28 protein-coding genes and 2 pseudogenes are annotated in these 25,557 nt (G+C 63.3%); 12 read left to right on the top strand and 18 right to left on the bottom strand.

Features of this window, described 5'->3' with window-relative positions:
- Positions 1–5 precede the first annotated feature (5 nt).
- Positions 6–539 (top strand): gamma carbonic anhydrase family protein, encoded by a 534-nt coding sequence (locus NGM15_RS04570; RefSeq protein WP_253435876.1) that lies wholly within the window; start codon positions 6–8, stop codon positions 537–539.
- Between the two features lie 12 nt (positions 540–551).
- Here the strand turns inward: NGM15_RS04570 and NGM15_RS04565 are convergent, their stop codons facing one another.
- Entirely contained in the window at positions 552–2,153 is a 1,602-nt protein-coding gene (locus tag NGM15_RS04565; protein ID WP_253435873.1) for a GTPBP1 family GTP-binding protein, read from the bottom strand.
- Positions 2,154–2,244: 91 nt separating this feature from the next.
- Positions 2,245–2,838, bottom strand: coding sequence for a J domain-containing protein (locus tag NGM15_RS04560; RefSeq protein ID WP_253435870.1), 594 nt, complete (start codon positions 2,836–2,838; stop codon positions 2,245–2,247).
- 358 nt (positions 2,839–3,196) lie between these two features.
- Here NGM15_RS04560 and NGM15_RS04555 point away from each other — a divergent pair, with 358 nt between their 5' ends.
- From NGM15_RS04555 to NGM15_RS04545, 3 genes are all read left to right on the top strand, one after another.
- On the top strand, positions 3,197–4,246 hold the full coding sequence (locus NGM15_RS04555; protein WP_253435867.1) for a DUF4382 domain-containing protein: 1,050 nt from the start codon (positions 3,197–3,199) through the stop codon (positions 4,244–4,246).
- 247 nt (positions 4,247–4,493) lie between these two features.
- Positions 4,494–4,670, top strand: coding sequence for a hypothetical protein (locus NGM15_RS04550; protein ID WP_253435864.1), 177 nt, complete (start codon positions 4,494–4,496; stop codon positions 4,668–4,670).
- 4 nt (positions 4,671–4,674) lie between these two features.
- Positions 4,675–4,962 carry a hypothetical protein gene (locus NGM15_RS04545; protein WP_253435861.1) on the top strand — a complete coding sequence of 96 codons (288 nt, stop codon included), beginning with the start codon at positions 4,675–4,677 and terminating at the stop codon, positions 4,960–4,962.
- 56 nt (positions 4,963–5,018) lie between these two features.
- Here the strand turns inward: NGM15_RS04545 and NGM15_RS04540 are convergent, their stop codons facing one another.
- Complete coding sequence (locus tag NGM15_RS04540; protein ID WP_253435858.1) at positions 5,019–5,558, bottom strand: DUF488 family protein, N3 subclade; 540 nt, start codon at positions 5,556–5,558, stop codon at positions 5,019–5,021.
- Positions 5,559–5,616: 58 nt separating this feature from the next.
- Here NGM15_RS04540 and NGM15_RS04535 point away from each other — a divergent pair, with 58 nt between their 5' ends.
- From NGM15_RS04535 to NGM15_RS04525, 3 genes are read left to right on the top strand one after another with little or no spacing between them, the layout of a single operon-like run.
- A complete protein-coding gene (locus NGM15_RS04535; RefSeq protein ID WP_253435856.1) occupies positions 5,617–6,438 on the top strand; it encodes a nucleoside phosphorylase in 822 nt (273 codons plus the stop codon).
- Positions 6,439–6,498: 60 nt separating this feature from the next.
- On the top strand, positions 6,499–6,987 hold the full coding sequence (locus NGM15_RS04530; protein WP_253435854.1) for a universal stress protein: 489 nt from the start codon (positions 6,499–6,501) through the stop codon (positions 6,985–6,987).
- Positions 6,988–7,034: 47 nt separating this feature from the next.
- Positions 7,035–7,964 carry a DMT family transporter gene (locus tag NGM15_RS04525; protein ID WP_253435851.1) on the top strand — a complete coding sequence of 310 codons (930 nt, stop codon included), beginning with the start codon at positions 7,035–7,037 and terminating at the stop codon, positions 7,962–7,964.
- Between the two features lie 249 nt (positions 7,965–8,213).
- On the opposite strand, the gene pstB is transcribed toward NGM15_RS04525, so the two are convergent.
- The 7 genes from pstB to NGM15_RS04490 form a co-directional block, all read right to left on the bottom strand.
- A complete protein-coding gene (gene pstB / locus NGM15_RS04520; RefSeq protein WP_253435849.1) occupies positions 8,214–9,089 on the bottom strand; it encodes a phosphate ABC transporter ATP-binding protein PstB in 876 nt (291 codons plus the stop codon).
- Positions 9,086–9,979: a phosphate ABC transporter permease PstA gene (pstA, locus tag NGM15_RS04515; protein WP_253435846.1), complete on the bottom strand. Its 894-nt coding sequence runs from the start codon at positions 9,977–9,979 to the stop codon at positions 9,086–9,088. Before pstA (NGM15_RS04515) ends, pstB begins: the two co-directional genes overlap by 4 nt.
- Positions 9,979–10,908, bottom strand: a complete 930-nt coding sequence (gene pstC, locus NGM15_RS04510; protein WP_253435844.1) for a phosphate ABC transporter permease subunit PstC — start codon at positions 10,906–10,908, stop codon at positions 9,979–9,981. Before pstC (NGM15_RS04510) ends, pstA (NGM15_RS04515) begins: the two co-directional genes overlap by 1 nt.
- Positions 10,905–11,879: a PstS family phosphate ABC transporter substrate-binding protein gene (locus tag NGM15_RS04505; protein WP_253435841.1), complete on the bottom strand. Its 975-nt coding sequence runs from the start codon at positions 11,877–11,879 to the stop codon at positions 10,905–10,907. The genes pstC (NGM15_RS04510) and NGM15_RS04505 overlap by 4 nt, the downstream gene beginning before the upstream one ends.
- A gap of 475 nt (positions 11,880–12,354) precedes the next feature.
- Positions 12,355–13,950 carry a phosphate ABC transporter permease PstA gene (pstA, locus tag NGM15_RS04500; RefSeq protein ID WP_253435838.1) on the bottom strand — a complete coding sequence of 532 codons (1,596 nt, stop codon included), beginning with the start codon at positions 13,948–13,950 and terminating at the stop codon, positions 12,355–12,357.
- Entirely contained in the window at positions 13,951–14,919 is a 969-nt protein-coding gene (pstC, locus tag NGM15_RS04495; RefSeq protein ID WP_253435835.1) for a phosphate ABC transporter permease subunit PstC, read from the bottom strand.
- Positions 14,920–14,981: 62 nt separating this feature from the next.
- Positions 14,982–16,040, bottom strand: coding sequence for a PstS family phosphate ABC transporter substrate-binding protein (locus NGM15_RS04490; protein ID WP_253435832.1), 1,059 nt, complete (start codon positions 16,038–16,040; stop codon positions 14,982–14,984).
- A 245-nt stretch (positions 16,041–16,285) separates the two neighbouring features.
- On the opposite strand from NGM15_RS04490, the gene NGM15_RS04485 reads away from it, so the two are divergent.
- On the top strand, positions 16,286–16,657 hold the full coding sequence (locus NGM15_RS04485; protein WP_253435829.1) for a 30S ribosomal protein S8e: 372 nt from the start codon (positions 16,286–16,288) through the stop codon (positions 16,655–16,657).
- Positions 16,658–16,679: 22 nt separating this feature from the next.
- Here the strand turns inward: NGM15_RS04485 and NGM15_RS04480 are convergent, their stop codons facing one another.
- The 3 genes from NGM15_RS04480 to NGM15_RS04470 form a co-directional block, all read right to left on the bottom strand.
- A complete protein-coding gene (locus NGM15_RS04480) occupies positions 16,680–16,904 on the bottom strand; it encodes a DUF7511 domain-containing protein (RefSeq protein WP_253435827.1) in 225 nt (74 codons plus the stop codon).
- A gap of 145 nt (positions 16,905–17,049) precedes the next feature.
- Positions 17,050–18,045, bottom strand: a complete 996-nt coding sequence (locus NGM15_RS04475) for a phosphate signaling complex PhoU family protein (RefSeq protein WP_253435824.1) — start codon at positions 18,043–18,045, stop codon at positions 17,050–17,052.
- 237 nt (positions 18,046–18,282) lie between these two features.
- Positions 18,283–19,059, bottom strand: coding sequence for an alpha/beta fold hydrolase (locus tag NGM15_RS04470; RefSeq protein WP_253435821.1), 777 nt, complete (start codon positions 19,057–19,059; stop codon positions 18,283–18,285).
- 193 nt (positions 19,060–19,252) lie between these two features.
- On the opposite strand from NGM15_RS04470, the gene NGM15_RS04465 reads away from it, so the two are divergent.
- Together NGM15_RS04465 and NGM15_RS04460 are read left to right on the top strand one after the other, a co-directional pair.
- Positions 19,253–19,501, top strand: coding sequence for a DUF7127 family protein (locus NGM15_RS04465; RefSeq protein ID WP_253435818.1), 249 nt, complete (start codon positions 19,253–19,255; stop codon positions 19,499–19,501).
- Positions 19,498–21,759, top strand: a complete 2,262-nt coding sequence (locus NGM15_RS04460; protein WP_253435817.1) for a CDC48 family AAA ATPase — start codon at positions 19,498–19,500, stop codon at positions 21,757–21,759. Before NGM15_RS04465 ends, NGM15_RS04460 begins: the two co-directional genes overlap by 4 nt.
- Positions 21,760–21,845: 86 nt before the next feature.
- Here NGM15_RS04460 and NGM15_RS04455 read toward each other — a convergent pair.
- Positions 21,846–22,060, bottom strand: a pseudogene (locus NGM15_RS04455) (hypothetical protein); the annotation flags it as partial.
- A 76-nt stretch (positions 22,061–22,136) separates the two neighbouring features.
- Positions 22,137–22,532 (bottom strand): annotated as a pseudogene (locus tag NGM15_RS18890) (GNAT family N-acetyltransferase); the annotation flags it as partial.
- A 229-nt stretch (positions 22,533–22,761) separates the two neighbouring features.
- Here NGM15_RS18890 and NGM15_RS04450 point away from each other — a divergent pair.
- Together NGM15_RS04450 and NGM15_RS04445 are read left to right on the top strand one after the other, a co-directional pair.
- A complete protein-coding gene (locus tag NGM15_RS04450; RefSeq protein ID WP_253435814.1) occupies positions 22,762–23,001 on the top strand; it encodes a hypothetical protein in 240 nt (79 codons plus the stop codon).
- Entirely contained in the window at positions 22,998–23,351 is a 354-nt protein-coding gene (locus NGM15_RS04445; RefSeq protein WP_253435811.1) for a type II toxin-antitoxin system PemK/MazF family toxin, read from the top strand. The genes NGM15_RS04450 and NGM15_RS04445 overlap by 4 nt, the downstream gene beginning before the upstream one ends.
- 173 nt (positions 23,352–23,524) lie before the next feature.
- Here NGM15_RS04445 and NGM15_RS04440 read toward each other — a convergent pair whose 3' ends face one another.
- From NGM15_RS04440 to NGM15_RS04430, 3 genes are read right to left on the bottom strand one after another with little or no spacing between them, the layout of a single operon-like run.
- The gene (locus NGM15_RS04440) at positions 23,525–24,157 is read right to left on the bottom strand and encodes a LysE family translocator (RefSeq protein WP_253435809.1); all 633 of its coding nucleotides are present in this window, start codon (positions 24,155–24,157) and stop codon (positions 23,525–23,527) included.
- Between the two features lie 50 nt (positions 24,158–24,207).
- On the bottom strand, positions 24,208–24,537 hold the full coding sequence (locus NGM15_RS04435; protein ID WP_253435806.1) for a chorismate mutase: 330 nt from the start codon (positions 24,535–24,537) through the stop codon (positions 24,208–24,210).
- On the bottom strand, positions 24,534–25,412 hold the full coding sequence (locus NGM15_RS04430) for a shikimate kinase (RefSeq protein ID WP_253435804.1): 879 nt from the start codon (positions 25,410–25,412) through the stop codon (positions 24,534–24,536). The genes NGM15_RS04435 and NGM15_RS04430 overlap by 4 nt, the downstream gene beginning before the upstream one ends.
- Positions 25,413–25,557: the final 145 nt, after the last annotated feature.

Below are 25,557 nucleotides of genomic sequence, written 5' to 3'. Positions count from 1 at the left end.
GGTACATGATCCGATCCTTCGACGGCCGGAAACCGACGATCGCGGATTCGGCGTACGTCGACGAGCGCGCGGTGGTCATCGGCAACGTGACGATCGAAGCCGACGCCAGCGTCTGGCCGGGGGCCGTTCTCCGAGGCGATCACGGCGAAATCGTCCTCGAGGAAGGCGCGAACGTCCAGGACAACGCGACGGTCCACGAGGGGTCGACGATCGGCCCCTACGCGACCGTTGGCCACAACGCGATCGTTCACGCCGCGACGGTCGGCGAGCGGGCGATGGTCGGGATGGGCGCGATCGTCCTGGACCGGGCGACGGTCGGCGCGGAGAGCCTGGTCGCTGCGAACAGCGTCGTCACGGAGGACGCGACCGTTCCAGAGTCGGTCCTGGTCGTCGGTGCCCCTGCCGAAGTCAAAAAGGAGGTCCAGGATTCGCCGTGGACAACCGCTGCGGATCACTACGTGGAACTCGCGGGCCGGTACGCCGAGACGTCCGATGTTCTCGAGCGTGGGACGCTCGAGCCGGACTCCGGGACCGACTAGGTCGACCCTCGACTACGTCGTCAGTGAGACGTCCGTCACCGTCCCGACGCCCTTGCTTCGACCCTCCCGGAAGACGAACTTCTGGCCCTCCTCGACCAGGTACGAGCGGAACTTGAACCGCACCCGGGTTTTACCCTTGTCGCCCGGCAGGAGGCGGCCGTCTTCGGGATAGAAGGCCGCGGCCTCGCCGATGGTCTCGAGGTGGACGACGGGTTCGTAGCCGTCGCCGATTCGCGTGGGGTGGTTGAGTACCATCACCTCGGCCTCGAACTCTCGAACGGGCGTGGGATCGGCGTCGCCTGGAAGGAGGACCATCCCGCGCTCGATTTCCGCCTCCTCGACTCCCTTGAGCGCGATGCCAACGATTCGTCCGGACTGAGCCTGATCCACGCGGTGGTAGTGCATCTCGATGGATCGGACTTCGACCTCGCGGAACGAGCCGTCGCCCATCGGTCCGAGCAGGAGTTCGTCCCCGGCCTCGACCTCGCCGCGCATGACCGTGCCCGAGGCGACGGCGCCGACGCCGGTCACGGCGTAGCTCCGGTCGATGTACATCCGGAACTCGCCGTCGTCGCTGGCGGTCTTCGGCAGCCGGTCGAACAGTTCGTCCAGAACGTCGAGGCCGTCCATCGTGATCGCGCTGGTTTCGACGATGGGGACGACGGTGTCGCCGATCTCCTCGACGGCGGCGTCGACGCCGTGGCGATCGACCCGGAGCGGGGACTTGCCGACGTCTCGGAGGAGGCGCTCGACCTCCAGGACGACCTCCTCGATGCGGTCGTCGTCGACGAGGTCGGTCTTGGTGAGGGCGACCACCGTGGGGAGTTCCGTGGCGAGCAACACCCCGAGGTGTTCGCGGGTCGTCCGCGTCGGCCCGTCGTCGGCGGCGACGACGAGCATCCCGTAGTCGAGTTTCTGGCCGACCAGCCCGCGGATCGTGGTCCGGAGCCAGGGCTCGTGACCGACGGTATCGACGAACGAGACGAGGCGGTCGGCTTCCTCGACGACGGCCGCCCGGTCCTGTTTCCGGTTCGGGTTCACGACGTGGACCGGCCCCTCGTCGTCGAAGCCGTAGACGGCATAGGAGAGGTCGGCGGACAGCCCCCGCTCGACTTCGTGAGGCTGGACGTCCAGGAAGGCTCGCGTCGCGCCATCACCGTCGTCCGGGCGGCCGGTGACGAGCGAGCCGACCAGGGTACTCTTGCCGTGGTCGACGTGGCCGGCCGTCCCGACGACGACGTGCTGGTCGTCCGTCTCGAGGACGGCGCCCTCCCGGACCAGGGCGATACCGACGACGCCGCCTTCGATGCCCCAGGTCTGGACGTCCTCGATGTGACACTCGGCTTCCTCGGCGAGCAACGAGAGCACGTCCATCGACTCCGAAAAGGTGTCGACGTCGATGCCGGCGAGGCCGCCATCGTCGGTGACGCCGACGACGTACGTCGCCTCGCCGTCGCCCGAGAGGACGCGGTGTCGGAGCTGTGCGGCGAGACTTTCCCGTCGCCCCCCTTCGAGGTGGATCGACTCGAGCAATCGTTCCTTGAACTCGACGTTCCCACCGTCCTGTTCGCCACGTTCCAGGGCCCGCTCCAGGAGGGCCCGGTCACGGCTCATATTCGGTGATAGCGAGTCACACGGCAAAAGCCTTCCTGCCGAATGTCAACGTGTGTCTCTCGAGAGCGATTTTGCCACGGGGGTCGTTGCCTCACTCGCGGAGGCGATCGTAGGCCGCCGTCACCCGCTTGAACTCCGCCTCGTCGCCACCGCGGTCGGGGTGGACGTCCTTGACGCGCTCTCGATAGGCCCGTTTGATCGTCGCCTGGTCGGCCGTCGGGTCGACGCCGAGCACGCTCCGGGCTTCGGCGGTCGTGGGTCCGTTCGAGGCCGAGACCCGTTCCCGTGGGCCACCGTCTCGCCAGGCCGTAGAGCTGGCTCCCGTCCCTGGTCCGGGTTCGGTGCGAGCACCACCGATACCGGCACCGAACCGGGCCTCGCGTTCTGCACGCGTTCGTGGGCCGCCTCGAGCACGTGGACCGGCCCCAAAACTGCCATGGTCGCGGTCGCCCCGGGCACGTCGCGTCCGCTCACGCTGACGTTGCCGACCCCGAACCTCGCGACGACGAAGGCGCTCCAGGAGCTTTCCGCTGCCGTGGTAGTACATGAAGTAAGCTGTCGCTCCGAGCGGAACCGCGACGACGAACGGAATCGGCGAGCGCGAGACGAACGAGCCGATCACGAGCAGGGCCGTCATGCCCGCGAACAGCGCGGCGACGAGCAACACGATCGGTGACCGTTGCACACTCGAGGTAGGGACTCGAGTGGCCTAAAGGATGCGGCGACCGAACACACGTCGGTCTCGCCTCGAAGTGTCGTCCGACCCCCGTGTCGAATACGCGAACGTTTGTGTTCACCGAATGATGCGGCCCAGGGTTGGCGAGCCGAACGGTGGCGGGTCGAGGGGTGACGACGTGTAGCCGGGACGCAGCCTCGAGCCAAAAACGCACGTCCTTCAGTTCGATCTTCCGCTCAAACCTATCACTAGGCTGTCTGGCGGGCATTTCAGCCCTTTGAGTACGGGAGCAAAACCGTTCAAGAACTATTCTGAATCTCCAGAACGAACGGCACTGCTTTACCCGGTTACTGTCTGCGAGGAACTAATGCCAAACGATCGAGCGAGCGACGAGCCGAGGCGGGCGAATCACCAGTCAAAATCCGGCGTGGGGCGCCGAGCGTTCATCGCCGCCGGCGGTAGCGTCGGTGCGACGGCGCTCGCCGGGTGTACGTCCGGTGACGATCCCGAGCCGTCGAGCGGCGACGCGACGTCCGACCAGGACACGCAGTCGGACGATGGGTCACAAACTGGTGGCTCCGAGGAGAGCACCCAGGAAGGGAATTTTAGACTGCTCATCAGCGACATGCCGGCCGACATCGGCGACTTCGAGCGGTTGGACGTCACGCTCGATTACGCCCGGATCTTCGACGGTGGTGAGGACGAGGGTGACGACGAGGACTCGAGCGAAACCGATGGCGAGGACGGAGGCGAGGGATCGAACGAAACCGAAGAGGAAGCCGACGATCAGCAGGACTCGAGTGACGCTGGCGAGGACGATGTAGACGCAGACGGGGAATCCGACGAAGGCGACGAAGGTGACGAAGGCGATGAAGACGGCGAAGACGAGAACGACACAGCCGACGGCGTCGAACGAAAGCGCGGGTTCTACATCGTCGACCTCGAGGGAAGGACGGTCGACCTCACGAACCTCGTTGGCGAGCGAGCGGTCTCCGTGTTCGAAGGCGAACTCTCCCCGGGAACCTACGAAAAGATCGAACTGCACGTCTCGGCGGTCGAGGGTATCGTCGACGGCGAGCAGGCGAACGTCAAGCTCCCGAGCGAAAAATTACAGATCACGCACCCCTTCGAGATTGGTGCCGACGACCCCGTCGATTTCGTCTTCGACATCAACGTGGTCAAACGTGGACAGGGATCCGATTACAACCTGAAACCCGTAATCTCCGAAAGCGGGGTGGCCGGCAAGGACGTCGAGGTCGAGGAAGTAGAACGCGACGACGAAACTGACGGTGGCGAAGAAACGGACGACCAAGCGGACGAGGAAGAAGCCAACGAATCGGAAGACGCCGACGAAGATACCGGAGAGGAAGCCAACGAATCCGAAATAGACGACGACGGGGACAGCGAAGACGAGTAGCGACAAACGGCCTCTCGACGGGACCAACTTCGGCTCTTAGCGTCCCTGGGCCTCAGTTTCCGCCGGGCCTCACCTCTCTTCTGGCTCACCTCCAGCGCATCGACCCGACATCTCATCTCCTCGCGGACAGTGGTACACTTTCTGAAGTTACTATGGAACGTGTATCGCTGACTGTTTCTCTTGCTCGAGCGAACTATGTCCCCAGTGCCGGCACCGGTTTGAAGCCACTCGAGTCCGTACCTCGCCTATGAGCGTCAGCGGCCTCTGTCAGATCTGTGAAACGCGGTCGGCCGAGGAGCGGTGTGACAACTGCGGCGCCCTCGTCTGTCGAGTCCACTACGAGGGGGGTGTCGGCCTCTGTGCGAACTGCGCCAACACGGTGAATCCGAACGACCCCGACGACGTGGACATCAATCGGCTCTGAACCGATGACGTCGATTCGCGACCTGGTCAGCGGTTCACTCGGCATCGGGGAACGCTACTGCCTCGAGGTCACGAGAACCGACGACGGAACGCTGATCGCCGCACATCCCTCCGACCGGAGCCCGATGGACGTCGTCGTCTGTGAGGGGCTCGAGACCCTCGATTCGCCGACGGGGCGGCCCCCCGAGGGACCGCTCGAAATCGAAGTCGAGATACTCGGCCGCGTCGTGGACGGTCGCCTCGCCGGGCGAGTCGTCTCGGCGTCGTGTGCGTCGCCGGATAACGTCGACTGACGCAGGTTCGGTCTCGAGACGAGTCGACAGTCAGGCTCGTGTGACGAGGAAGGGAGTCAGGCCCGTCTGGCCTCGAGGACCGCTCGCAACACGGTCCGGTGACAGCGCTTCTTGCCCGTGTTCTCGAAACAGACGAGTGCGATCGATTCGCCGTCCTGGAGCCGTCCCTCGAGATCCGCGAGCGCCTCTTCGGCCTCGCTATCGGTCTCGAGGTGCTCTCGGTACCCGTCTTCGAAATCCACCTGCTCCCAGGACGCGTTGTGGGCGCCCTCGTCGCACATACCGGCCATCTTCAGGTCCTCTGCGGCCGCCTTGGCGTCCTCGAGCAACGTCGACGGCGGCCCGAGTGCCGACCGATTCTCGTCGACAGCGGCGTGAAACCACGAGGTCGGCTGGCGGACGACGCCGACGAGCGTCGTTCCGGGCTCGATGTCGACCAGGTCGTGCTGGAGGGCGGCGACGTAAGTGTCGGTGAGTGTGCCGCCCGTGGCGTCCGCTGTCTCGGTGAGCGTTTGTTCTCCTGCGTCCGTCCCTCCGGGGGCGTCCCCGTCCGTCTCGGGTTCCGCCCCCGGCCCGGCGTTCGGATCGGTGCCCATACCCTCCGTACGGTCGTCCAGCATTTATATACGATGGCGCGACAAGTATCGAGTCTCTATGGCCGGCGACAGCGAAGACCCGAACGCCGACGTACAGTACCACCTCGAGGTCGCGGCCGAGGACGTGGCCGACACCGTACTCCTCCCTGGGAATCCCGAACGCGTCGAGAAGATCGTTGCCCACTGGGACGGTCACGAGGAGCGCGCTCACCACCGCGAGTACCGGACGGCGACGGGTACCTACGACGGGACGCCGATCTCGGTCACCTCGACGGGGATCGGCAGCCCCTCGGCGGCCATCGCCGTCGAGGAACTCGCCCGCGTCGGCTGCGAGACGTTCATCCGGGTGGGTTCCTGTGGGGCGCTCCAGCCCGAGATGAGCGTGGGCGACCTCGTGATCACGACTGGCGGCGTCCGCCAGGAGGGCACGAGCGACGAGTACGTCCGCGAGGACTACCCCGCCACGGCCGACTACGAGGTCGTCAGCGCGCTGGTCGCCGCCGCTGAACGGCTGGGGTACAACTACCACACGGGGATCACGATGAGCGCCGACTCCTTCTACGCCGGGCAGGGTCGACCCGGGTTCGACGGGTTCGAGGCCGCTGGCACCGACGACCTGATCGACGAACTCACCGAGGCCAACGTCGCCAACATCGAGATGGAAGCCAGCGCCATCCTCACCATCGCGAACGTCTACGGCCTCCGCGCTGGGGCGGTCTGCTCGGTCTACGCCAACCGCGTGACCGGCGAGTTCCGCACCGAAGGTGAATCTCGAGCCGCCGAAACCGCCTCGCTGGCGACGCACCTGCTGGCGAAGATGGACGCGGCCAAGCGCGAGGCCGGGGTCGACCGCTGGCACGCTGGACTCAGCCTCGAGTGACGTTCCTCGCGGGTGAGAACGAGAAGTGACGTATATTCGGTGACCGAGCGTGTGTTCGGTATGTCACTCATCGTTCCGTTCGACGGATCGAAACTCGCCGAGGCCGCATTGTGCAAGGCAACTCGGTTCGCCGCCGTATTCGATGAACCAATCCTTGCCATAACCGTTATCCCGGTGGGAAACCGTGCCTACGCCGCCGAACGTGGCTGGATCGACGACGAGGCAGCTTTCGACGGCGACGCGATCGTACAGGGGCTTCGCGAGCAGGTGGAAACGCTGTGCTCGGACGCTTCTTTCCGGATCGAGCGAGTGGACCGGTACGCCCCGTCGGGGACGATAGCCAAACGGATCCGACGCATCGCCCGTGAGGAAAGTGCGTCGATGGTCTGTATCGGCAGCGAGAACGCGGGGCGACTCGTCACCTCGGTGAGTAGCGTCGGCTCGAGTGTCGCCGCCGACGACACTTACGACGTTCTCGTCGTCCGACGGGCCGATCAGACGCACGTCGAAACGACCGGGGACACAACGCAGACGAATGGTCCGTCGTAGTAATTTCGGATCGAAACGCATAGGTCGCCCGTGGCGAATCCACACTCGTGAGCAGATACCGAAACTTCGCCCTCTTTCTCGCGCTGGCGGCCGTCTGGGGTACTGCGTTCGTTGCGATTGGGGCCGGCCTCGAGTACTTCCCACCCGTGCTCTTCGCGGCACTCCGGTACGATATCGCCGGCCTCATCATGCTCGCCTACGCCGCGTACGTGGTCGACGGCGAGGCGTTGCTCCCGGAGGACCGCGACCAGTGGCTCCTGGTCACGATCGGATCGGTCTTTCTCATCGCGGCCTACCACGCGTTCCTCTTCGTCGGCCAGCAGAACACGACGGCCGCGGCCGCCGCAATCGTGGTGTCGCTCTCGCCAGTCCTCACGACCGGGTTCGCCCGCGCGCTCGTTCCGTCGGACGCCCTCTCTGCGGTCGGACTGGTTGGCGTCGGAATCGGCCTCATCGGAGTCATCGTCATCGCCCAGCCGAATCCAAACGATCTGCTCTCGGCGAACGCAATCGCGACCGGTCTCGTCTTCCTCGCCGCGGCGTCGTTCGCCCTCGGAAGCGTGCTCACCCGTCGACTCGACGCCGAGATGGCAATCGAGACGATGGAGGCCTGGTCGATGATCGGCGGCGCAATCCTCATGCACCTGCTGAGCTTCGGGTTAGGCGAACCGATCGAACCGGCGACGTGGCTCCACCCGAACGCGTTCTGGTCGCTCGCGTACCTCGCACTTGCCTCGAGCGCCCTCGGCTTCCTCGTGTACTTCACCCTGCTCGAACGTCTCGGCCCGATCGAGATCAACATGGTGTCCTACGTCGCGCCGATCTTCGCCGCGATTTTCGGCTGGCTGCTCCTCGACGAGGTGATCACTGGAACGACGGTGTTCGGCTTCGTCCTGATCGCGATTGGGTTCGTCCTGGTCAAGCGTCGGGCCATTCGCGACGAGTTCGTGAATCTGCGTGCGACGACCAGAGGCTAACGCTGGCTCTGGGCACGACAGCCTGCGATCGCTAAATCGTTCGCTGTCGCGATGGAAACCGGTTGCCGACGACGTCGCGAGTCGCCCATCACCATCCCGAGGCAATAGAACGAAGGGCTACCGCTCGAGTCCGACGAGTACGTCGAGTACGCTGAGTCCGACGAAATCGATCTGGAAAAGGTACGTCCGAATCCCCGCAACGTCGAATCCGCCTTCCATCGAACGGTGCCGAGGTGTTCGCTCTCGGGGCTATCCGAACTTGCCGGTGATGTAATCTTCGACGCGCTGGCTCTCCGGATTCTCGAAAATCTTCGTCGTGTCGTCGAACTCCACGAGTTCCCCGCCGGTGAGGAACACGGCGGTCTTGTCCGAAATCCGGGCCGCCTGTTGCATGTTGTGGGTGACGATCACGACGGTGTAGTCGGTCGCCAGCTCCTCGATCAGGTCCTCGATCTTCGAGGTCGCGACGGGGTCGAGCGCGCTCGCCGGTTCGTCCATCAGGATGACCTCGGGGTCGGTCGCGATGGCACGAGCGATACAGAGGCGCTGTTGCTGGCCACCCGAGAGATCCAGGCCGCTCGAGTCCAGTTGGTCTTCGACTTCCTCGTGCAGGGCCGCTCGTTCGAGAGCGCGTTCGACGCGTTCGTCAATGTCGTCGTCGATCCCCTGGACCTTCAGGCCGTAAGCGACGTTGTCCCGGATCGATTTGGGGAACGGATTGGGCTGCTGGAAGACCATCCCGATCTTGCGGCGCAGGGCGACGGGGTCGACATCGTCGTCGTAGACGTTCTTCCCGTCGAACAGCAGTTCGCCTTCCACGCTGGCGGCGTCCACGAGGTCGTTCATGCGGTTGATACACCGGAGGAACGTCGACTTCCCACAGCCGGAAGGGCCGATGACCGCGGTCACCTGTTTTTCGGGGAGTTCGACGGAGACGTCCTGGAGCGCCTGATCGTCGTCGTAGTAGACGTCGAGGCCGCGGCTCTCCAGGATGGTCCGGCCGTCGGTGGTGGTCGACGAATTGGCGTCGGTAGCCCGGTCGTCAAGTCCACCGGTTCCCGGCGTCGGGGAGGTGTGATCGTCGCTCGGTTCGGTCTTCGAGGTGGTCATGGGTTCTCGGGTCATTGGTCGTGCTGGTAGTGGTTCCGGATGAGGATCGCAACGGAGTTGATCGACAGCAAGACGACGAGCAGGGTGACGACGCCGGCGGCGACGACTCCGTACTGGAACTCGGCTTCGGGGTACTGCGCCCAGGTGTAGATCTGCATGGGCATGGCGCTGACCTTGCTGAGGAGGCTGTTCGGGACGCCGAAGACCGTCGTCGGCGCACCGATCATGATGAGCGGCGCGGTCTCGCCGATGGCCCGTCCCAGCGCGAGGATGGTTCCAGTCAGGATACCCGGCATCGCCCGTGGGAGGACGACGTTCCGGATCGTCTGCCACTTCGTCGCGCCCATTCCGTAGGAGGCCTGACGCTGGGAGTCTGGAACGGCCCGGATCGCCTCCTGGGCGGAGATGATGACGATAGGCAGGATGAGAAGGGCGACGGTGAACGCGGCTACGATCAGGGTCCCGAAGCCGAGGCCGATGAGGCTCACGAACAGGCCCAGGCCCAGCAGGCCGTAGACGACAGACGGAACGCCCGCCAGATTGGCGATGTTGATCTGGATGAACGTCGTGAGCGGCCCGTCGCTCGCGTACTCTTCTAGGTAGATCGCCGCGCCGACGCCCAGCGGGAAGGTCACGAGCGCGATCAGGAGCATAAGCGCGATCGAGCCGATCAGCGCCGGGAGGATGCCCGCCTCGAACGGATTCGGGTGCGGGCCGCTGGTGAGGAATTGCCAGTCGAGCCAGCCAACGGCGTCGACCGTAACGTACGCCAGCAAGACCGCGAGCGAGAGGATACCGACGAGCGCTGCCGCGAGGGTTAGCCAGCGGAAGGCGACGTCCTTCGTCCGACTCACGCGTCCGAACCCGGAGTCCTCGACCGACTGGTCGCCGGTTTCGGCCGCCATCACTGATACACCTCCCGGTAGCGCGAGGCGATAAATTCGCTCACGAGGTTCATTGCAAAGGTGATTACGAACAACGTCAGGCCGACCGCGAACAGGCTCTTATAGGCCACCGACTGGCCGACGACGTCGTTCGTCCCGATCTGGACCATCGCCGCGGTCATCGTCTGGACTGATTCGAGAAACAGTCCGGCTGGATCGGTCAGGTCGATTAGCTTGGGCGTCTGTCCCGCTGCGATGGCGACGACCATAGTCTCGCCGATGGCTCGCGAGAGTGCGAGGATGAACGACGAGAAGATGCCCGACAGCGCCGCGGGGACGACGACGGACGTTGAAACAGTGAACTTCGTCGCCCCCAGCCCGTAACTGGCCTGTCGGAGCGAGTCCGGCACCGCGCTCATCGCATCCTCGCTGATCGAGGACACCATCGGGATGATCATGATGCCGACCATGATCGAGGCCGATAGGGCGTTGAACGTCGATAGCTCAACGAACGGAATCGCGTCCAGCGCCGGCGTCACGTACACGAGCGCGAAGTAGCCGTAGACGACCGTCGGGACGCCCGCCAGGACCTCGAGAGCCGGCTTCAGGTAGGCTCGGCGGCGACTCGAGGCGTACTCGCTCAGGTAGATCGCCGTCAGCAGGCCGATCGGCAGCGCGATGGCGGCGGCCCCGAACGTGATGATCAGGGTCCCCGAAATTAACGGCAACACGCCGAAGGCAACGGGATCGTTCGTCGGACTCCAGCGGGTGCCAAAGAGGAAGTCGATCGGTGAGACGGCGGCGAAGAAGTCCAGCGAGTCGACCAACAGCGTCAGGACGATAGCGACCGTCGTCAGGATAGATAGTAGCGCACACAGCGTGAAGAGGTATTTGAAGAAAACCCCGCGAGCCGTCCGATTGCCGTCGTGAGAGAGGTCCATCGTGCTCATGCGGTCACCTCGTCGATGGCCGCCTCGAGTTTCTCGAGGTTCTCGTCGCGGACGTCCTCGGTGACGGGAACGTAGCCGACCTCCGCGATGAGGTCGGTCGCCGACTGCTCGATGTAAAAGCGCAGGAAGTCTTGCACTTCGGGATCGGCGAGCGCCTGGTCGGACGCGTAGATGAACAGCGGGCGCGACAACGGGGTATACTCGCCGTTCATGGCCGTCTCGATCGACGGCTCGATACAGCCATCGCCGCTGTCGATACCGACCGCTTTGATCTGGTTTGGGTTCTCGGCGTAGAAGGCAAATCCGAAGTAGCCGATGGCGTGTTCGGAGCCACGAACGCCCTGGACGATCGTCCGGTCCTTCTCGGTTCCGTGATAGTCGCTCCGGTGATTGGCGTCCTCGCCGATGATCGTCTCGACGAAGTAATCGAACGTTCCGGAGGTGGTATCAGCCCCGTACAGTTCGAACTCCTCGTCGGGCCAGTCGTCACGCACGTCGCTCCAGCGCTGAGCGCCGTCAGTGCGCCAGATCTCCCGGAGTTCCTCGACGGTGAGACAGTCGACCCAGTCGGCGCCAGGGTTGACGACGACCGTCAGCGCGTCCGTCGCGATGGTAAACTCGATCGGCTCAATTCCGTTCTCGCTACACTGTTCGCGTTCGATGTCCGCGACCTCGCGACTCGCGTTGTTGATCGCGGTCATTCCCGGACAGAAGAAGTTCGAGAAGCCGCCGCCGGTCCCCGTCTGACTGATGGAGACGTTGACGTTCGGTCGTTCCTCGAAGTACGCCGCGGCGACGGCTTCGGTCACGGGAAAGACCGTGCTGCTTCCGGCGATCGGTACCTGTCTCCCCTCTTCGGCCAGTACGTCGGTACAGCCAGCCAACCCGGCGGTCGCCGCGACCCCCGTCGCGGCGAGCAGTTCCCGTCTCCCGAGACCGGTCGACGGGGTGCCAGAGGCGTCTCTCGACATCACTGGATGGATACTCCAGACGAGGTAAATAGTCTACTATGATGAGAACATAGTGCTATATAGTCATACGTGACGTAAGACGGTTCGCCACCTATCGCGCCCGTTCGAGGGTTGTAGTGGCGGTGTGAGTCTTCTGCGGAAGTGCCGACTTGTAACTCGAAACGCGATGGATCTCTGAACTCTGGAATACGCCGCCGCGCTATATATGTCCGGGTCCGTCCGTCCCGAGTTCGACCTGGCGGGCCCTCGTCGACGGATGGAGGCCCGATGGGAGCGGACATCGCCGAAGACTTCGTACTCGGCGAATCACCTCCCCGGACGTCTAACGGTCGTCGCGGTTCCATCGATTCCGGTTCCGCCGAGCACGGTTCCATCGATCGTAGCTCAAACGTCCGTAGTTCCATCGAACGCAGTTCCGTTGAACGCAACGAGTAAGTCCCCAACGAGGTACGGGACCACTCTCCCCTCACTACGATCACCGTTTCTCGAGGCGATTTCTCAGGATGATCGCGGCCGCGTTCATCCCCAACAGGATGACGAGGAGCGTGATGACGCCCGCCGCCACGACGCCGTAGCGGAAGTCCGGGTCGAAGTAACTCCTCCAGGAGAAGAGCTGAAGCGGCATCGCGGTGACGGTCCCGAACAGCGAGTCAGGCGCGCTCGAGACCGACGTCGCGGCCCCGATCATGATGAGCGGCGCCGTCTCACCGATGGCCCGTCCCAGCGCGAGGATGGTTCCAGTCAGGATGCCAGGGAACGCCTCCGGGAGGACGACCTCCCGTGTCGTCTGCCAGCGGCTCGCGCCCATCCCGTAGGATGCCTGCCGAACCGAGTGCGGTACCGAGCGGATGGCCTCCTGGGCCGAGATGATGACGATCGGCAAGACGAGCAACCCGACCGTCAGGCCCGCCGTGATGACCGTTCCTCGGCCGAACCCGAATCGGCGGGCGATGATCGCCAGGCCGAGCAGTCCGTAGACGACCGAGGGTACGCCCGCCAGGTTGGCCAGATTGATTCGAACGAGGCGGATGAGCCAGGTGTCCGGTGCGTACTCCTCTAAGTAGACCGCCGCACCGACGCCGAGGTGGAACACGGCGACGATCATCACGATCAGCATGAATATCGAACCGACGATCGGGGGGTAGAGGCCGGCGTTTTCCGGAGTTCGGGAGGGCCCTTGCTGGAAGAACTCCGGTCGAATCCAGGAACCAGGCATCGGAACGCCAAGCGACCAGGAGACGGCGACGGCCGCAACCGCGCCGCCCAGGAGAATTGGGATCGCGAAGAGACCGATCCTGGCGGCGGGGCCACGACGGTAGCCGTCTCCGAGGACGACGGTTGCCGGCACGACGAACCCGAGCGAGAAGACGATCGGTGCGCCGGCGGTCTCGAGCACCCCGACCTCCACGAGGAGGCCGAGTCCAACGGTCGCCCCGACGACCAACCAGGCAGCGACGGTGGCCGCCCGGTCGTCTCGAGCCCTCGCCCACCACAAGAGCGCGCCGGCGACGGGGACGGTCGCCGTGAGCAGGTACAGCACCCACGACTTCGCCATCCCGAGGACGGTGGTGATCGGGCCCAGCAGGGCGGTTGCGGCGATCACGCCCAGCACGACTGTCGCCATCACGAGCGGGCCGGTGCCGTCGAGTCGCTCGAAGCGATCGCCGTACCGCGCTGCCACGATGACGGGCGCGACCGCCAGCAAAACGTACGCTGCCCACACGGAGGGGGTAACGATCGTAAACGCGACGATCAGGAATCCGCCGAGGCCCGCCGCGAGCAACACCCCGCCGACGCTCGTCTTCGCGACGTCGGCCGCTGGGGTTCCCCAGATTCGCCGAACGAACAGTGTGACGGGGAGAACGAACGTCAGTCCGACGATGGCGAACCAGGCGGGGTCGGCCTCGCGCAACTCGATTGCGTCGACGGTCACGTACGCGAGTAACACGAGGAGCGTGACGATGCCGAACAGCGCGGCGCCGAGGCAGGTGTACTCGAACGCGGCGCCGCGGACGCTCGCCAGGACGCTCGAGCGGCCGACCCACTCGCGTTCGTCGATGCGGGTTCCCATCTAGTACACCTCCCTGTAGCGACGCTGGACGGCGTCAGCGATCAGATTCATCGCGAACGTGACGACGAACAGGGCCATTCCGAGGGCGAACATCGACCAGAACACCGGGGTGCCACCGGCCGTGTCCGAGCCCGCAGCCTGCACCATCGCGGACGTAATCGTCTGGATCGAGTCGTACAGATTCTCGTCGAGTCTGCCCGGGTCCAGGATCAACATCTTCGGGTTCTGTCCGGCCGCGACGGTCACGATCATGGTCTCGCCGATCGCTCGCGAGATGGCGAGGATGAACGACGAAATGATCCCCGAGAACGCCGCGGGGACGACGACGCGAACCGAGACGTCGAACTTCGTCGCCCCCAGGCCGTAGCCGGCGTGGCGAAGCGAGTCCGGAACGGCGCTCAGGGCGTCCTCGCTGATCGAGGATACCATCGGGACGATCATGATCCCCATCATGATGGACGCTGACAGGGCGTTGAACGTCGACAGGGGCAGGAATCGGTCGAGAAACGGCGTAACGTACGCGAGCGCGAAGTAGCCGTAGACGATCGTCGGGACACCCGCCAGCACCTCGAGGGCCGGCTTCAGATAGGCTCTCGTCGTCGGGCAGGCGTACTCGCTCAGGTAGATTGCCGCGCCGAGTCCGCACGGAAGCGCGATGGCGGCGGCAGCGACGGTGACGACGATCGTTCCGCTCAACAGTGGCAACAGGCCGTAGGAGTACGGCCGAATCGTCGGTCGCCAGTTCCGGCCTGTGACGAATTCGGAAAGGGCGCCCGTGATCGAGCCGTCGAGCAGTCCGGCGTACGCCTGGAAGAAGTACAGCGCGTCCGAAAAGAGGGTGTAGAGGATGCCGACGGTGATCGCGACGGTCAGGGTTGCACACCCGAAGAGCCCGTACTCGTAGAGCTGTTCGCGCCGACGATCAGCCGCCGGGCGTTGCCACTCGCGCTTCGAAACGTCGCCGCTCATCGGCGTCCCCTCCGCTGATTTGGTGTCGAAAACATTGGAACGTTCTGGACGTGTCAATCTGATTAGTTGGCCGACGGAATCGCCTCTTCCTCGCTGATGTCGCCATCGATGGCAGTCTGCAGGCGGTCGAGATTGTTCTGCACCGCATCGTCGCTCATCGCGACGTAGCCGATCTCCTCGGAGACGACCTCGAAGTCGCCCGAGAGTTCGATGGCGAACTCCACGAACGCCTGCACAGCCTCGTCCTCCTGGAGCCTCTCCTGGTTGACGTACCAGAAGATCGGCCGAGCGAGCGGGTAGGATCCATCGGAGGCGGCCTCGAGACCCGGCGCCGTACACCCGTCGCCGCCGTCGATCTCGAGAGCTTTGATGCCCTCGGGGTTGTTGTCGTAGTACGCGTAGGGGAGGTAGCCGTGTGCGTAGGGATTTCCGGACACGCCCTCGGCGATGAGGTCGTCTTCTTCGGTTCCCTGGAAGTCCTCGCGGATGCTCCGGAAGTCGTCGAGCACCTCGCCCGTCCAGTAGTCGTAGGTCCCCGATGTCGTGGCGGGGCCGAAGAGCTCGATCTCCTCGTCGGGCCAGTCAGAGTCGATGTCGGCCCACGTCTCGGGGGCGCTGTCGGGCAGCCAGATTGCCTGCATCAGTTCGTAGTCGGCGCAGTCGAGCCAGTCGTTTTCGGGGTTGACGATCACCGTCAGGGCGTCGCCCGCACACTGGAACTCGATCGGCTGGAAGCCGTTGTCCTGACAGTTCTGGATCTCCGCTTCGAGAATCGGCCGGCTCGCCCCGGTAATGGCGCTCTCACCGGGAATGAAGAAGTTCTCCATCCCGCCGGTGCTCCCGTCGCTCGAGAGTTCGTACTCGAACCCGTCGTGCGTAGTGGAGAACTCTTCGCCGGCGGCCTCCGAGACGGGGAAGACGGTACTGCTTCCGGAGATTCGAACGGTTCCCTCGATGGCGTTTTCGTTGTTACCATTTCCGCCGTTGCCACCGTTCCCGTCGGCGCTCGCTTCGTTCTCTGCACACCCGGCGATTAGGCCCGTCCCCACCGCGCCAGTCGCCGCGATGAACTTCCGCCGCGTTGCCAGACCGCTCACCGTTCGAAGCTGGTTGTCGACCATCGAGTGAGGGATTTGCCTATCTCCGTAAGTACGATGCTATGACCGGCATATACGGCTACAGAGTCGTCAATACCGGTATCACTGAGACCGTGATCGAACGTATCTAACGAGACCCACGGCCTCGACAGCGTCGACTCAGTTAGTCGCTATCGGTGCCAATCGCGCGAGCGATGGCAGCAGAACGGGGTCTCGAGGCGTCGATCCGAAGAGGTGCATTCAAGTATGCGCCGCGACTTCGTGAGCGTATGAAAGATCAGGGACGCTCTACGCGCAAGCGCACCGGCGGACGACTGAAGCCCTTCAACAACCGACGCAAACACCAGCTCGGTCGCCACCCGACCGAGACCCAGGTCGGCGAGCCTCGCTTCCGCACCATCGACGCCCGTGGCAACAGCGAGAAGACTCGTGCGCTCGCGACGGACGTCGTCAGCGTCAGCACCGGGGAGGAGACGGTGACCGCCGAGATCACGGACGTCGTCGAGAACGACGCCAACCCCAACTACGTGCGCCGAAATATCATCACGAAGGGCGCCGTCATCGACACGAGCGAAGGCCAGGCCCGCGTCACCTCGCGTCCTGGACAGGTCGGTCAGGTCAACGCCGTCCTTCTCGAGTAAGCGATCGTTCGGCGACTCACCGTCACCGCATCTCTTCGAGGTCGACGAACACGTCTACGTTCGCGGTGAGCCACGTCGTTACCGTATCGAACCCGTTCTCGGTTGCAGACGCCGCCCTCGGTGCGATCGTACAGCGATCGGGACGGTCGTCGTAGCGTACGACGACGGCAGTGTACATCGGCGGAGCCGGTTCGTCGTCGAGCTCGTCGGCTGTTCGCGTATCGGGACCGTTTTGCACAGGTGACATTGGCGTACCAGCGCCCCTGGAGGGCCCTGTACCCGCCCGCTCACACGAACGAGTGAAAACCGATGCTAATTGTTCTCCCGATTCCTCTGGTCAGCTCCGTACCGCCACGGACGACTGCCGAGAAGCGGCGTCGTTAGTAGCAGCGTCAGGGACGGGGCGCCGCCTTCTGGAGTGCCGTCTCCGCGATGTTTCCGCCGTAGTCGGCGCTTCGGGAGAGGGAGTCGACGATCAGTCCGAGCGACTGTGCCTGGACCGAGTCGAGGTCCCGAAGCAGGTGGTCGATCGATCGCGTGTGTTCGTCGATCTCGAGGACGGCCTCGAGCGCGTCGTGGCCCAGCTCCGTCGCCTCGTCGGTGTCGTCGGCGAAGAGCGCGTCGAGGGACTTCTCGAAGACGTCGAACGTCTCGTCGTACAGCTCGACCAGCGCGTCGGCGACCTCCTCGGATACGTCCTCGAGCTTCATCGCGAGTTTGCTGATCTTGACCGCGTGATCGGCGACCCGCTCGAGCTGGCGGGCGCTGGAGTGATAATCGAAGCAGTCCTCACGGGAGACGCCGAGTTCTTCGGAGGCCCGGGGCGAGCGGAGCGTCGCACGAAAGATGCGGGAGACGACGAGCCAGAGCCGATCGACGTCGTCGTCGCGCTCGATCACGTCGCGAGCGATGTCGTCGTCGTTCTCGATGAGCGCCGTGACGGCGTCCTCGAGCATGGACGCGGCGATCAGGCGCATCCGATTGACGGCGTTGACGATGGACAGCTCCGAGGAGTCGAGCAGGTCCTGGATGACGACGCTGTTGGTCGTCTCCTCGAGGACTTCGACGCCGACCAGGCCCTGAGTCGCGCTCCTGATTGCCCGGCGCTGGTCGGTCGTGATGCGGCTTGCCTCGAGCGCGATGATGTCGAAGCCGCTGACGTACATCGTCATGACCGCCCGCGTGAGGCGCTCGCCCTCGAGGTTCGAGATGTCGAGGGTTCCCTTCTGGCGGTCGCTCTCGCGCTGGGGCGTCAACAGGAGGGCGTCGTCCTCTGGGTAGCACTCGACGACCGATCCGGCGCTGACGTCGTTCGCGGTTGCCCAGGACTTCGGGAGCGAGACGGTGTACGTCGACCCACCGGTCACCTGGACTTTTCGCGTTTCCATATCGAAACCACGCAATCACGAACATATAAATCTATACAAATCTATAGATCTCCCTCGGCTCAGTAACACACCCGGTAGATTCCTAACTCAGGTGTGGGTTTCCGGCAGAGGGGCGTACGAGAGGAAATTGTAGACCACTGTCGTTTGCTGACCCTGAAATCCATACCGAACTATTTTGATCGAGAGTAGACGCTCGAGAATACGTCACATACATAGTACTATATAGAATAATCTAATCTATATTCTCTCGAGGAATCCGACCAGCGCCTCGTTGAACGCGGTCGGTCGCTCGAGCATCGAGAGGTGGGCAGCGTCGGGGATCTCGACCCCGTCGGCGTCCGAAATCTCCTCGACGAGGTACTCGTGGAACCACGGCGGCGTCAGCTGGTCGTGTTCGCCGTAGATCGCCCGGACGGGGATCTCGATCTCGTGAAGTCGATCCCTGACGTCGAACTCGTGGCACGTGAGGAAGTCCCGACGCGTGACCGTCTGCCCGCACTCGCGCATGGTCTCCATCGAGATCGTCCGCAGGCGCTGATCCGGGTCGTGAAAGAGCCGATCCGGTTCGTGCAGGAACTCGATCGCCCGCTCGAAGTCGTTCTCGAGCCACCACCGGAGGTCCTCGAGCACCCCAAGTCGAGCCCCCGTCCCGGTCAAAATCGCTCCGTCGAGATCGACCTCGTCCGCTCGCTCCAGGAGGACGTGCATGGTGATGGCCCCGCCCAGAGAGTTGCCAACGAGCACGCGTGCGCCCGTCTCCTCGAGGATCGCGATGACGTCGTCGGCGTACGCCGAGAGTGTCGTGTAACCCGAATTTGCGTCGACGTCCTCAGACTCTCCATGACCGCTCAGATCGAGCGCGACGATGGGTCGCTGGCTGCCGAGGCGGTGCTGGGACTTCCAGACGGCGCTCGAACCGCCGCTGCCGTGAACGAAACAGATCGGCTCCCCTGATCCGTCGCGGTCAGCACGCACGTATGCCGTTTCGCGTCCGTGGTGTTCCACCGTGTGCATACGCAGATACACGACGGGCGCCCTGATAAGTGGGGATGACGGGGATCGCCCGTTTCGTTACTGCCGTCGTCAGTTCTCGTCGACCAGTCGGAGTGGGACCGCTACACTACCGATATCGGGTTTTCTATTCACGTATGGCGATTCACCTACGAAACGTATTTATAGTAGCACAGCTTACCTGGGGTTAGTTACAATGAAAATAGCACAACTTGCTCGCGATGACGAACGACTGGTCCGTCGGTTCGAGAACGACGATGGATCGACGATCGTCATCGACTTCGGTGGCGACACCGCCGACGCATCCGCCGAGATCGTCGACGGGACCGTTCTCGTCGTCGCCGGCGACGAACAGTACGAACTCGAGGTGCCGGTACAGGCGAGTGACGCGCAAGCGTTTATGAAAAACGGGGTCCTCACTATCGACCTAGAGGCATCCCAATGAAACTCACCGTCAGACCCCTCAAGCAAAAAGACGCAGGTCGCGGACTGGCCGCCATCGACCGCTCGTCGATGAGCGAACTCGGCCTCGAGAACGGCGATTACATCCTGATCGAGGGCAACAGCGAGGACCGGGCCGTCGCCCGCGTCTGGCCAGGGTATCCCGAGGACGAGGGCCGAGGCGTCATCCGCATCGACGGTCGCATCCGCCAGGAGGCCGGTGTCGGCATCGACGACCGCGTCGCCGTCGAGAAAGCCGACGTGAAACAGGCTTCGAGCGTCTCCGTGGCACTTCCTCAGAACCTCCGGATCCGTGGTGACATCGGCCCGCTCGTTCGCGACAAACTGAGCGGCCAGGCCGTCACCGAGGGCCAGACGGTGCCCTTCTCGCTCTCGTTCGGCCCGATGGCCAGTTCCGGCCAGTCGGTCCCCCTGAAGATCGCCTCGACGTCCCCGAAAGGGACGGTCGTGATCACGGACTCGACGGAGATCCAGATCTCCGAGACTCCTGCCGAGCAGATCAGCGCTGGTGCCGGCGGTCGCGAGGGCATTCCGAACATCACCTACGAGGACATCGGTGGTCTCGACAACGAACTCGACCAGGTTCGCGAGATGATCGAGTTGCCGATGCGTCATCCAGAACTGTTCCAGCAACTCGGCATCGAGCCGCCAAAGGGCGTCCTGCTCCACGGCCCGCCCGGCACCGGGAAGACCCTGATGGCGAAAGCCGTCGCCAACGAGATCGACGCCCACTTCAAGACGATCTCCGGCCCGGAGATCATGTCGAAGTACTACGGCGAGAGCGAAGAGCAACTCCGCGAGGTGTTCGAGGAAGCCGAGGAGAACGCCCCGGCGATCGTCTTCATCGACGAGATCGACTCCATCGCAGCCAAGCGAGAGGAGGCTGGCGGTGACGTCGAACGCCGCGTCGTCGCCCAGTTGCTCTCGCTGATGGACGGGCTCGAAGAGCGCGGGCGCGTCACCGTCATCGCGGCGACCAACCGCGTCGACGCGATCGATCCTGCGCTCCGCCGTGGTGGCCGATTCGATCGTGAGATCGAGATCGGCGTCCCGGACAAGGACGGTCGGACGGAGATCCTGCAGGTTCACACCCGCGGGATGCCGCTCTCTGACAGCGTCGACCTCGACCAGTACGCCGAGAACACCCACGGCTTCGTCGGTGCCGACCTCGAGAGCCTGACGAAGGAGGCGGCGATGAACGCCCTCCGGCGCATCCGCCCCGAACTCGACCTCGAACAGGAGGAGATCGACGCCGAGGTACTCGAGCGTCTGAGCGTCACCGAGAAGGACTTCAAAGAGGCGCTCAAGGGCATCACGCCGTCGGCGCTCCGGGAAGTGTTCGTCGAGGTGCCGGACGTCACCTGGAACGACGTCGGCGGCCTCACGCAGACGAAAGACCGGCTCCAGGAGACCATCCAGTGGCCGCTGGACTACCCCGAGGTCTTCCAGGCGATGGACATGGAGGCTGCGAAGGGCGTCCTCATGTACGGGCCGCCAGGGACCGGAAAGACCCTGCTCGCGAAGGCCGTCGCCAACGAGGCCCAGTCGAACTTCATCTCGATCAAGGGTCCCGAGTTGCTGAACAAGTACGTCGGCGAGTCCGAGAAGGGCGTCCGCGAGGTGTTCGAGAAGGCCCGGTCGAACGCACCGACCGTGATCTTCTTCGACGAGATCGACTCCATCGCGACCGAACGCGGCAGCGGCCAGATGGATTCGGGCGTCGGCGAGCGGGTCGTCTCCCAGCTACTGACCGAACTCGACGGCCTCGAGGAACTCGAGGACGTGGTCGTCATCGCGACGACGAATCGGCCGGATCTGATCGACACGGCCCTGCTCCGTCCTGGACGGCTCGACCGCCACATCCACGTGCCCGTGCCGGACGAGGAGGCCCGCAAGAAGATCTTCGAAGTCCACACCCGCGGCAAACCGCTGGCTGAGGGAATCGACCTCGACTGGCTCGCGAGCCAGACGGAGGGCTACGTCGGCGCGGACATCGAGGCCGTCTGCCGCGAGGCGTCTATGGCCGCGACCCGGGAGTTCATCGAATCGGTCGATCCCGAAGACATCGGTGAGGCCGTCGGGAACGTCCGGGTCAGCGAGGCCCACTTCGAGCAAGCGCTCCAGGAAGTCCCGCCGAGTGTGACCCAGGATACGCGCGAGCGCTACGAGGAGATCGAATCGCAGTTCCAGTCGAGCGAACCACAGACGAAGGAAGAGCAGGTCGGCCGAACGTTCCAGTAAGCCGGGTGCTTTCTCTCTCCCTGCGAGACTGAAACGCGATTTTGCGGCGAATTTTTACCGACCGATTGACGAACCATCGAGCGGAATTACAACACCCCTGCCACGAACCCGAGTCCCATCGCGACGAGGACGGCCGCGGAGAACGCCGGCAGGTACGGCGTGTACTTCTCGACCGTTTCTTCGTGACGTTTGTAGCTCGCGACCAGGAGCATGGTCAGGGTGACGATTTCGATGATGACGGTGATCGCGTAGACAGCCATCAACTCGAGGCAGTAGTTCGACCGGAACAGAGGGCGATGATCACAGGAGCCGTTTTCCACGTGCATTCTGTAGCGATAACGCTGTTCGTCAAACGTTTTGTCAGTGACTGTTTCTATTCGCTGGAACCCTCGTGATTCGTAAAAGCGGACTGTAATATCGTTCGCCGCGAACACAGACAGGCGAAGGGGTGTGCCGCCCCGAACCCGTGTTTCGCACTCTACGCGTTTGAGAAGGGTACTACCAATTTGCTCGCCGCACTGTTCGGGAAGAACGTAGATTCGATACAGGTGGAACGTTTTCTGGTCATCTCCAGGCAGAACCTCTGCGAACCCAACAACTTCTTCCTCGAGTTCTGCAACGAAAAAGGGGCGGTCACCTGGTTGTATATCGTCAGAAACGAGCTTTACTGGATCGAACCACGAATTTATGAACGCTGTGACAGTCTCTCGACCAATGATCGGATCAGATGCTGTCTGCCACGATGCCCGCGCGACGTCCTGGATGGGGAGCATCCTCTGCTCGTGCTTCCCGAACAGAGGGTGCGTTGGTCATTGGCGCCATTATTGACAGTCGATCGTGATGAATAGAGCGCTTAGTAGCCCAAACCCGCTACTTTGCTATCGGTTCTCCCGCTGCTCAACCTTGTTCAGCTAGGTGAAATCTATGGTACGTTCACGGAAGAATAACTCTCGTGGGTAATAGTGGGTAAGACTTAACCAGAAGTGAATCGTAGTGAGTCACATGACGAAAGTGGATGCTCACGACCTGCGAACCAACGAGACCGACGACCGAGGTCGAATCTACCTCGGGACGGAGTACGCAAACAAGCGCGTGACCGTCGCCGTTGTCGAAGTCGAGTCTGACCGACCCGACGAGGACGAATTAGCCGCGGCTTACCGCGAGGCTTCCGAGAGCGCTGATCATCTCGCTGAGGAGTGGAAGGGGGCATCTGACGAGGCGTGGAACGGACTCGATGAATGAGCGATGATACCGAGGTTCGGCGTGGCGATGTCGTAGTCGTTCGTCTCGACCCTGCCGAAGGCCATGAGATGAAAAAGACTCGACCTGCGGTGATTGTGCAAAATGATATTGGAAATCGCAACTCCAGTACGACCATCGTTGCTCCGGCGACAGGTACGTATCGAGGCTACCCGTTCGAGGTGCTGGTCGAAGAGGATGGGTCACCGTTCGAGAAGAACTCCTCAGTTCGCCTCGACCAGATTCGCGTCGTCTCTATTGAAAAGCGGCTTCACTCGGTTGTCGGGAGTCTGAGCGAGACGACCATGGCCGAGGTGGACGAAGCACTGAAACTGAGTCTCGGGCTGGATTGAGTCACCGAATTCCGGGTCAACTACACCTGCGACTGGCGCTATCGGTCTTCGCGTGCTGCCCTTTGGGAAACCTTGGTCAGGTCTCGGACTGACGTTACAGATTCCATCTACTTTGCCGCATTCTTCATAGCGTCCGGAATGGCAGTTGGCAACGTAAGTATTCTCTCGTAAACCTAAGCCGAAGTTCTTCGTTCGAGCGCCAGTTTAACCCCGAATCCGATGAGGACGCTTCCGCTGGCCACACGAAGGGCATCTTTCACGAGTTCGCGTTCAGTAATCACTCGCCTTGCTCGGGCGGAGAATACCGCGAGCATTGCCTGATAAAGGAATCCGAGACTCGCAAACAACACGCCGAGCGTGAAAATCTGGAGGGCGGTAGAACTTCCTGGCCGGACGAACTGCGGCAGGAAAGCGAGGAAGAACACCGCCACCTTCGGATTCAGGACGTTAATTAGCAGGGCACTTCGAAACGACTCACTCGGCGTGTAGGTAGTGCTCTCCGGCGAGATCTCGAATTCCTCCGAATTTCTCAACGTCTGCACGCCGAGATACACGAGATACGCCGCACCGACGAATTTGACGACGGTGAATGCCAGCGCGGACGTTTGGAGAATTGCCGAGAGTCCAAGCATGGCCGCTGTCGTGTGTACGACACTCCCCGTCGAAGATCCAAATGCGGCAGTGACACCGACGGTACGTCCGTCGCTGATACTCCGAGTTAGCGTGTAGATACTGTCCGGCCCAGGTGAGACGATGAGGGCGATTGCGACGGGAATGAACGCAAGGACGACACCTGGTTCTAACATGCACTAGTGCTCGAGGATTAACACCTTAAACCTGGACGATTCGTGACAGGTTACCGAGACTCGCGCTGTTCTACTTTGTTCAACTCGATCAGTAACCTGAAGATCGCCTTGACCAGGTTGTCGTCGACGTCGAACCGATTTGCGTTCTCACCCGCTCGCTCCATCACTCGAGCCTCCTGCGTTTCGTCCGTCGTCGGTAACCCCTCGGCGGCTTTCACCTTCGCGATCGTGTCCGCGACGTACGTCCGTCGAGCGATCAACTCGACGAGATCCTGGTCGATGTCCTGGATCTCCTCGCGTAGCTCCTGGAGGTCCATCTCCTCGGGTGCCCGTCCTTCGTCGTTCGGTTCGTCAGTCGTGGTCTCTGAATCGTTCGTCATAACGTTGTGGCTCCGTCGGTTCGCGTTCGAACCAGCCGCGCTGTCCCAGGTCTGTCTCGCCACCGCTCACACACTCTCTCGAGTGCGTTCCGCTCACCAACGGCTACGTAACTCGGTCCCGTCCCGGAGAGTGAGACGCCTGCAGCGTCCGGAAGCGCCTCGAGCACCGGTTGGGTCGAACACTCGAGAGCGCCACAGAACGCAAAGCCGTTGACGGTCATCGCTTCGGCGTAGCGTCCGTCGAGGGCGAGTTCGGCAACGAGGGTAGCCATCGAGTCGATCCGTTTGCAGGCGTCGACGTCGGCGTCGGCGCTGAACGACTGTTCCGGCGGGGTGTATATGGCGGCGTGGTCCCCGAGTCCCGCTCGGTCGTGTTCGAGCAACCGGTCCTCCGTGTTGTCGGTGATCGTGACGCCCCCGAGCATGCTCGCGCTCGCGTCGTCGAGCGCACCGGTGACGGTGACGCCCGCGTCCCTGGCGGCCTCGACGCCGATCAGGCAGGCCTCGAGTCGGTCCACGTCGTCGGCGAGTCCGAGTGCGTCGAGCGTCGCGAGCACCGTCGCGTTGGCGGCGGCGCTCGAACTCTTCAGCCCCGAGGCAAGGGGTACCTCGCTCTCGGTCGCGACCGTTCCGCCGCGAATCGACGCCTCGAGGTCGGCTGCTTCGCGGTAGTGCTCGAGCGTGCGCTCGATGCAGCGTTCGATCAACGTGGTGTCGGCGTCGGGAGCGCTCCCGACCGTCCCGGAGACGTCTTCCGAACCGTCGAGTTCGACCGTCGCGGTCGTCTCGAGGTCGATCGCGAACGCAGCGCCCGTGCCGGTCGCCAGGGCGTTGAGTATCGTCCCAGCAGCGGGTGCGGTCGCCCGGCCTTCCATACGGTGTCTCTCTTGTACGGGCTATTTACGGCTGATGGTCGGTGCGGTTCTGGCCGCAATTGCGGAGTCGACGATAGGAGTGCCAACGTGTGTCGGCGATAGCAGCGGCGTCGTGCGTTACCGGTAGCAGCGCCATCGTCCCGCC

Source organism: Natronosalvus halobius (assembly GCF_024138145.1).
Taxonomy (GTDB): domain Archaea; phylum Halobacteriota; class Halobacteria; order Halobacteriales; family Natrialbaceae; genus Natronosalvus; species Natronosalvus halobius.
The sequence above is the reverse complement of the archived record's forward strand: the minus strand, read 5'-3'. Positions and strand labels throughout refer to the sequence as shown.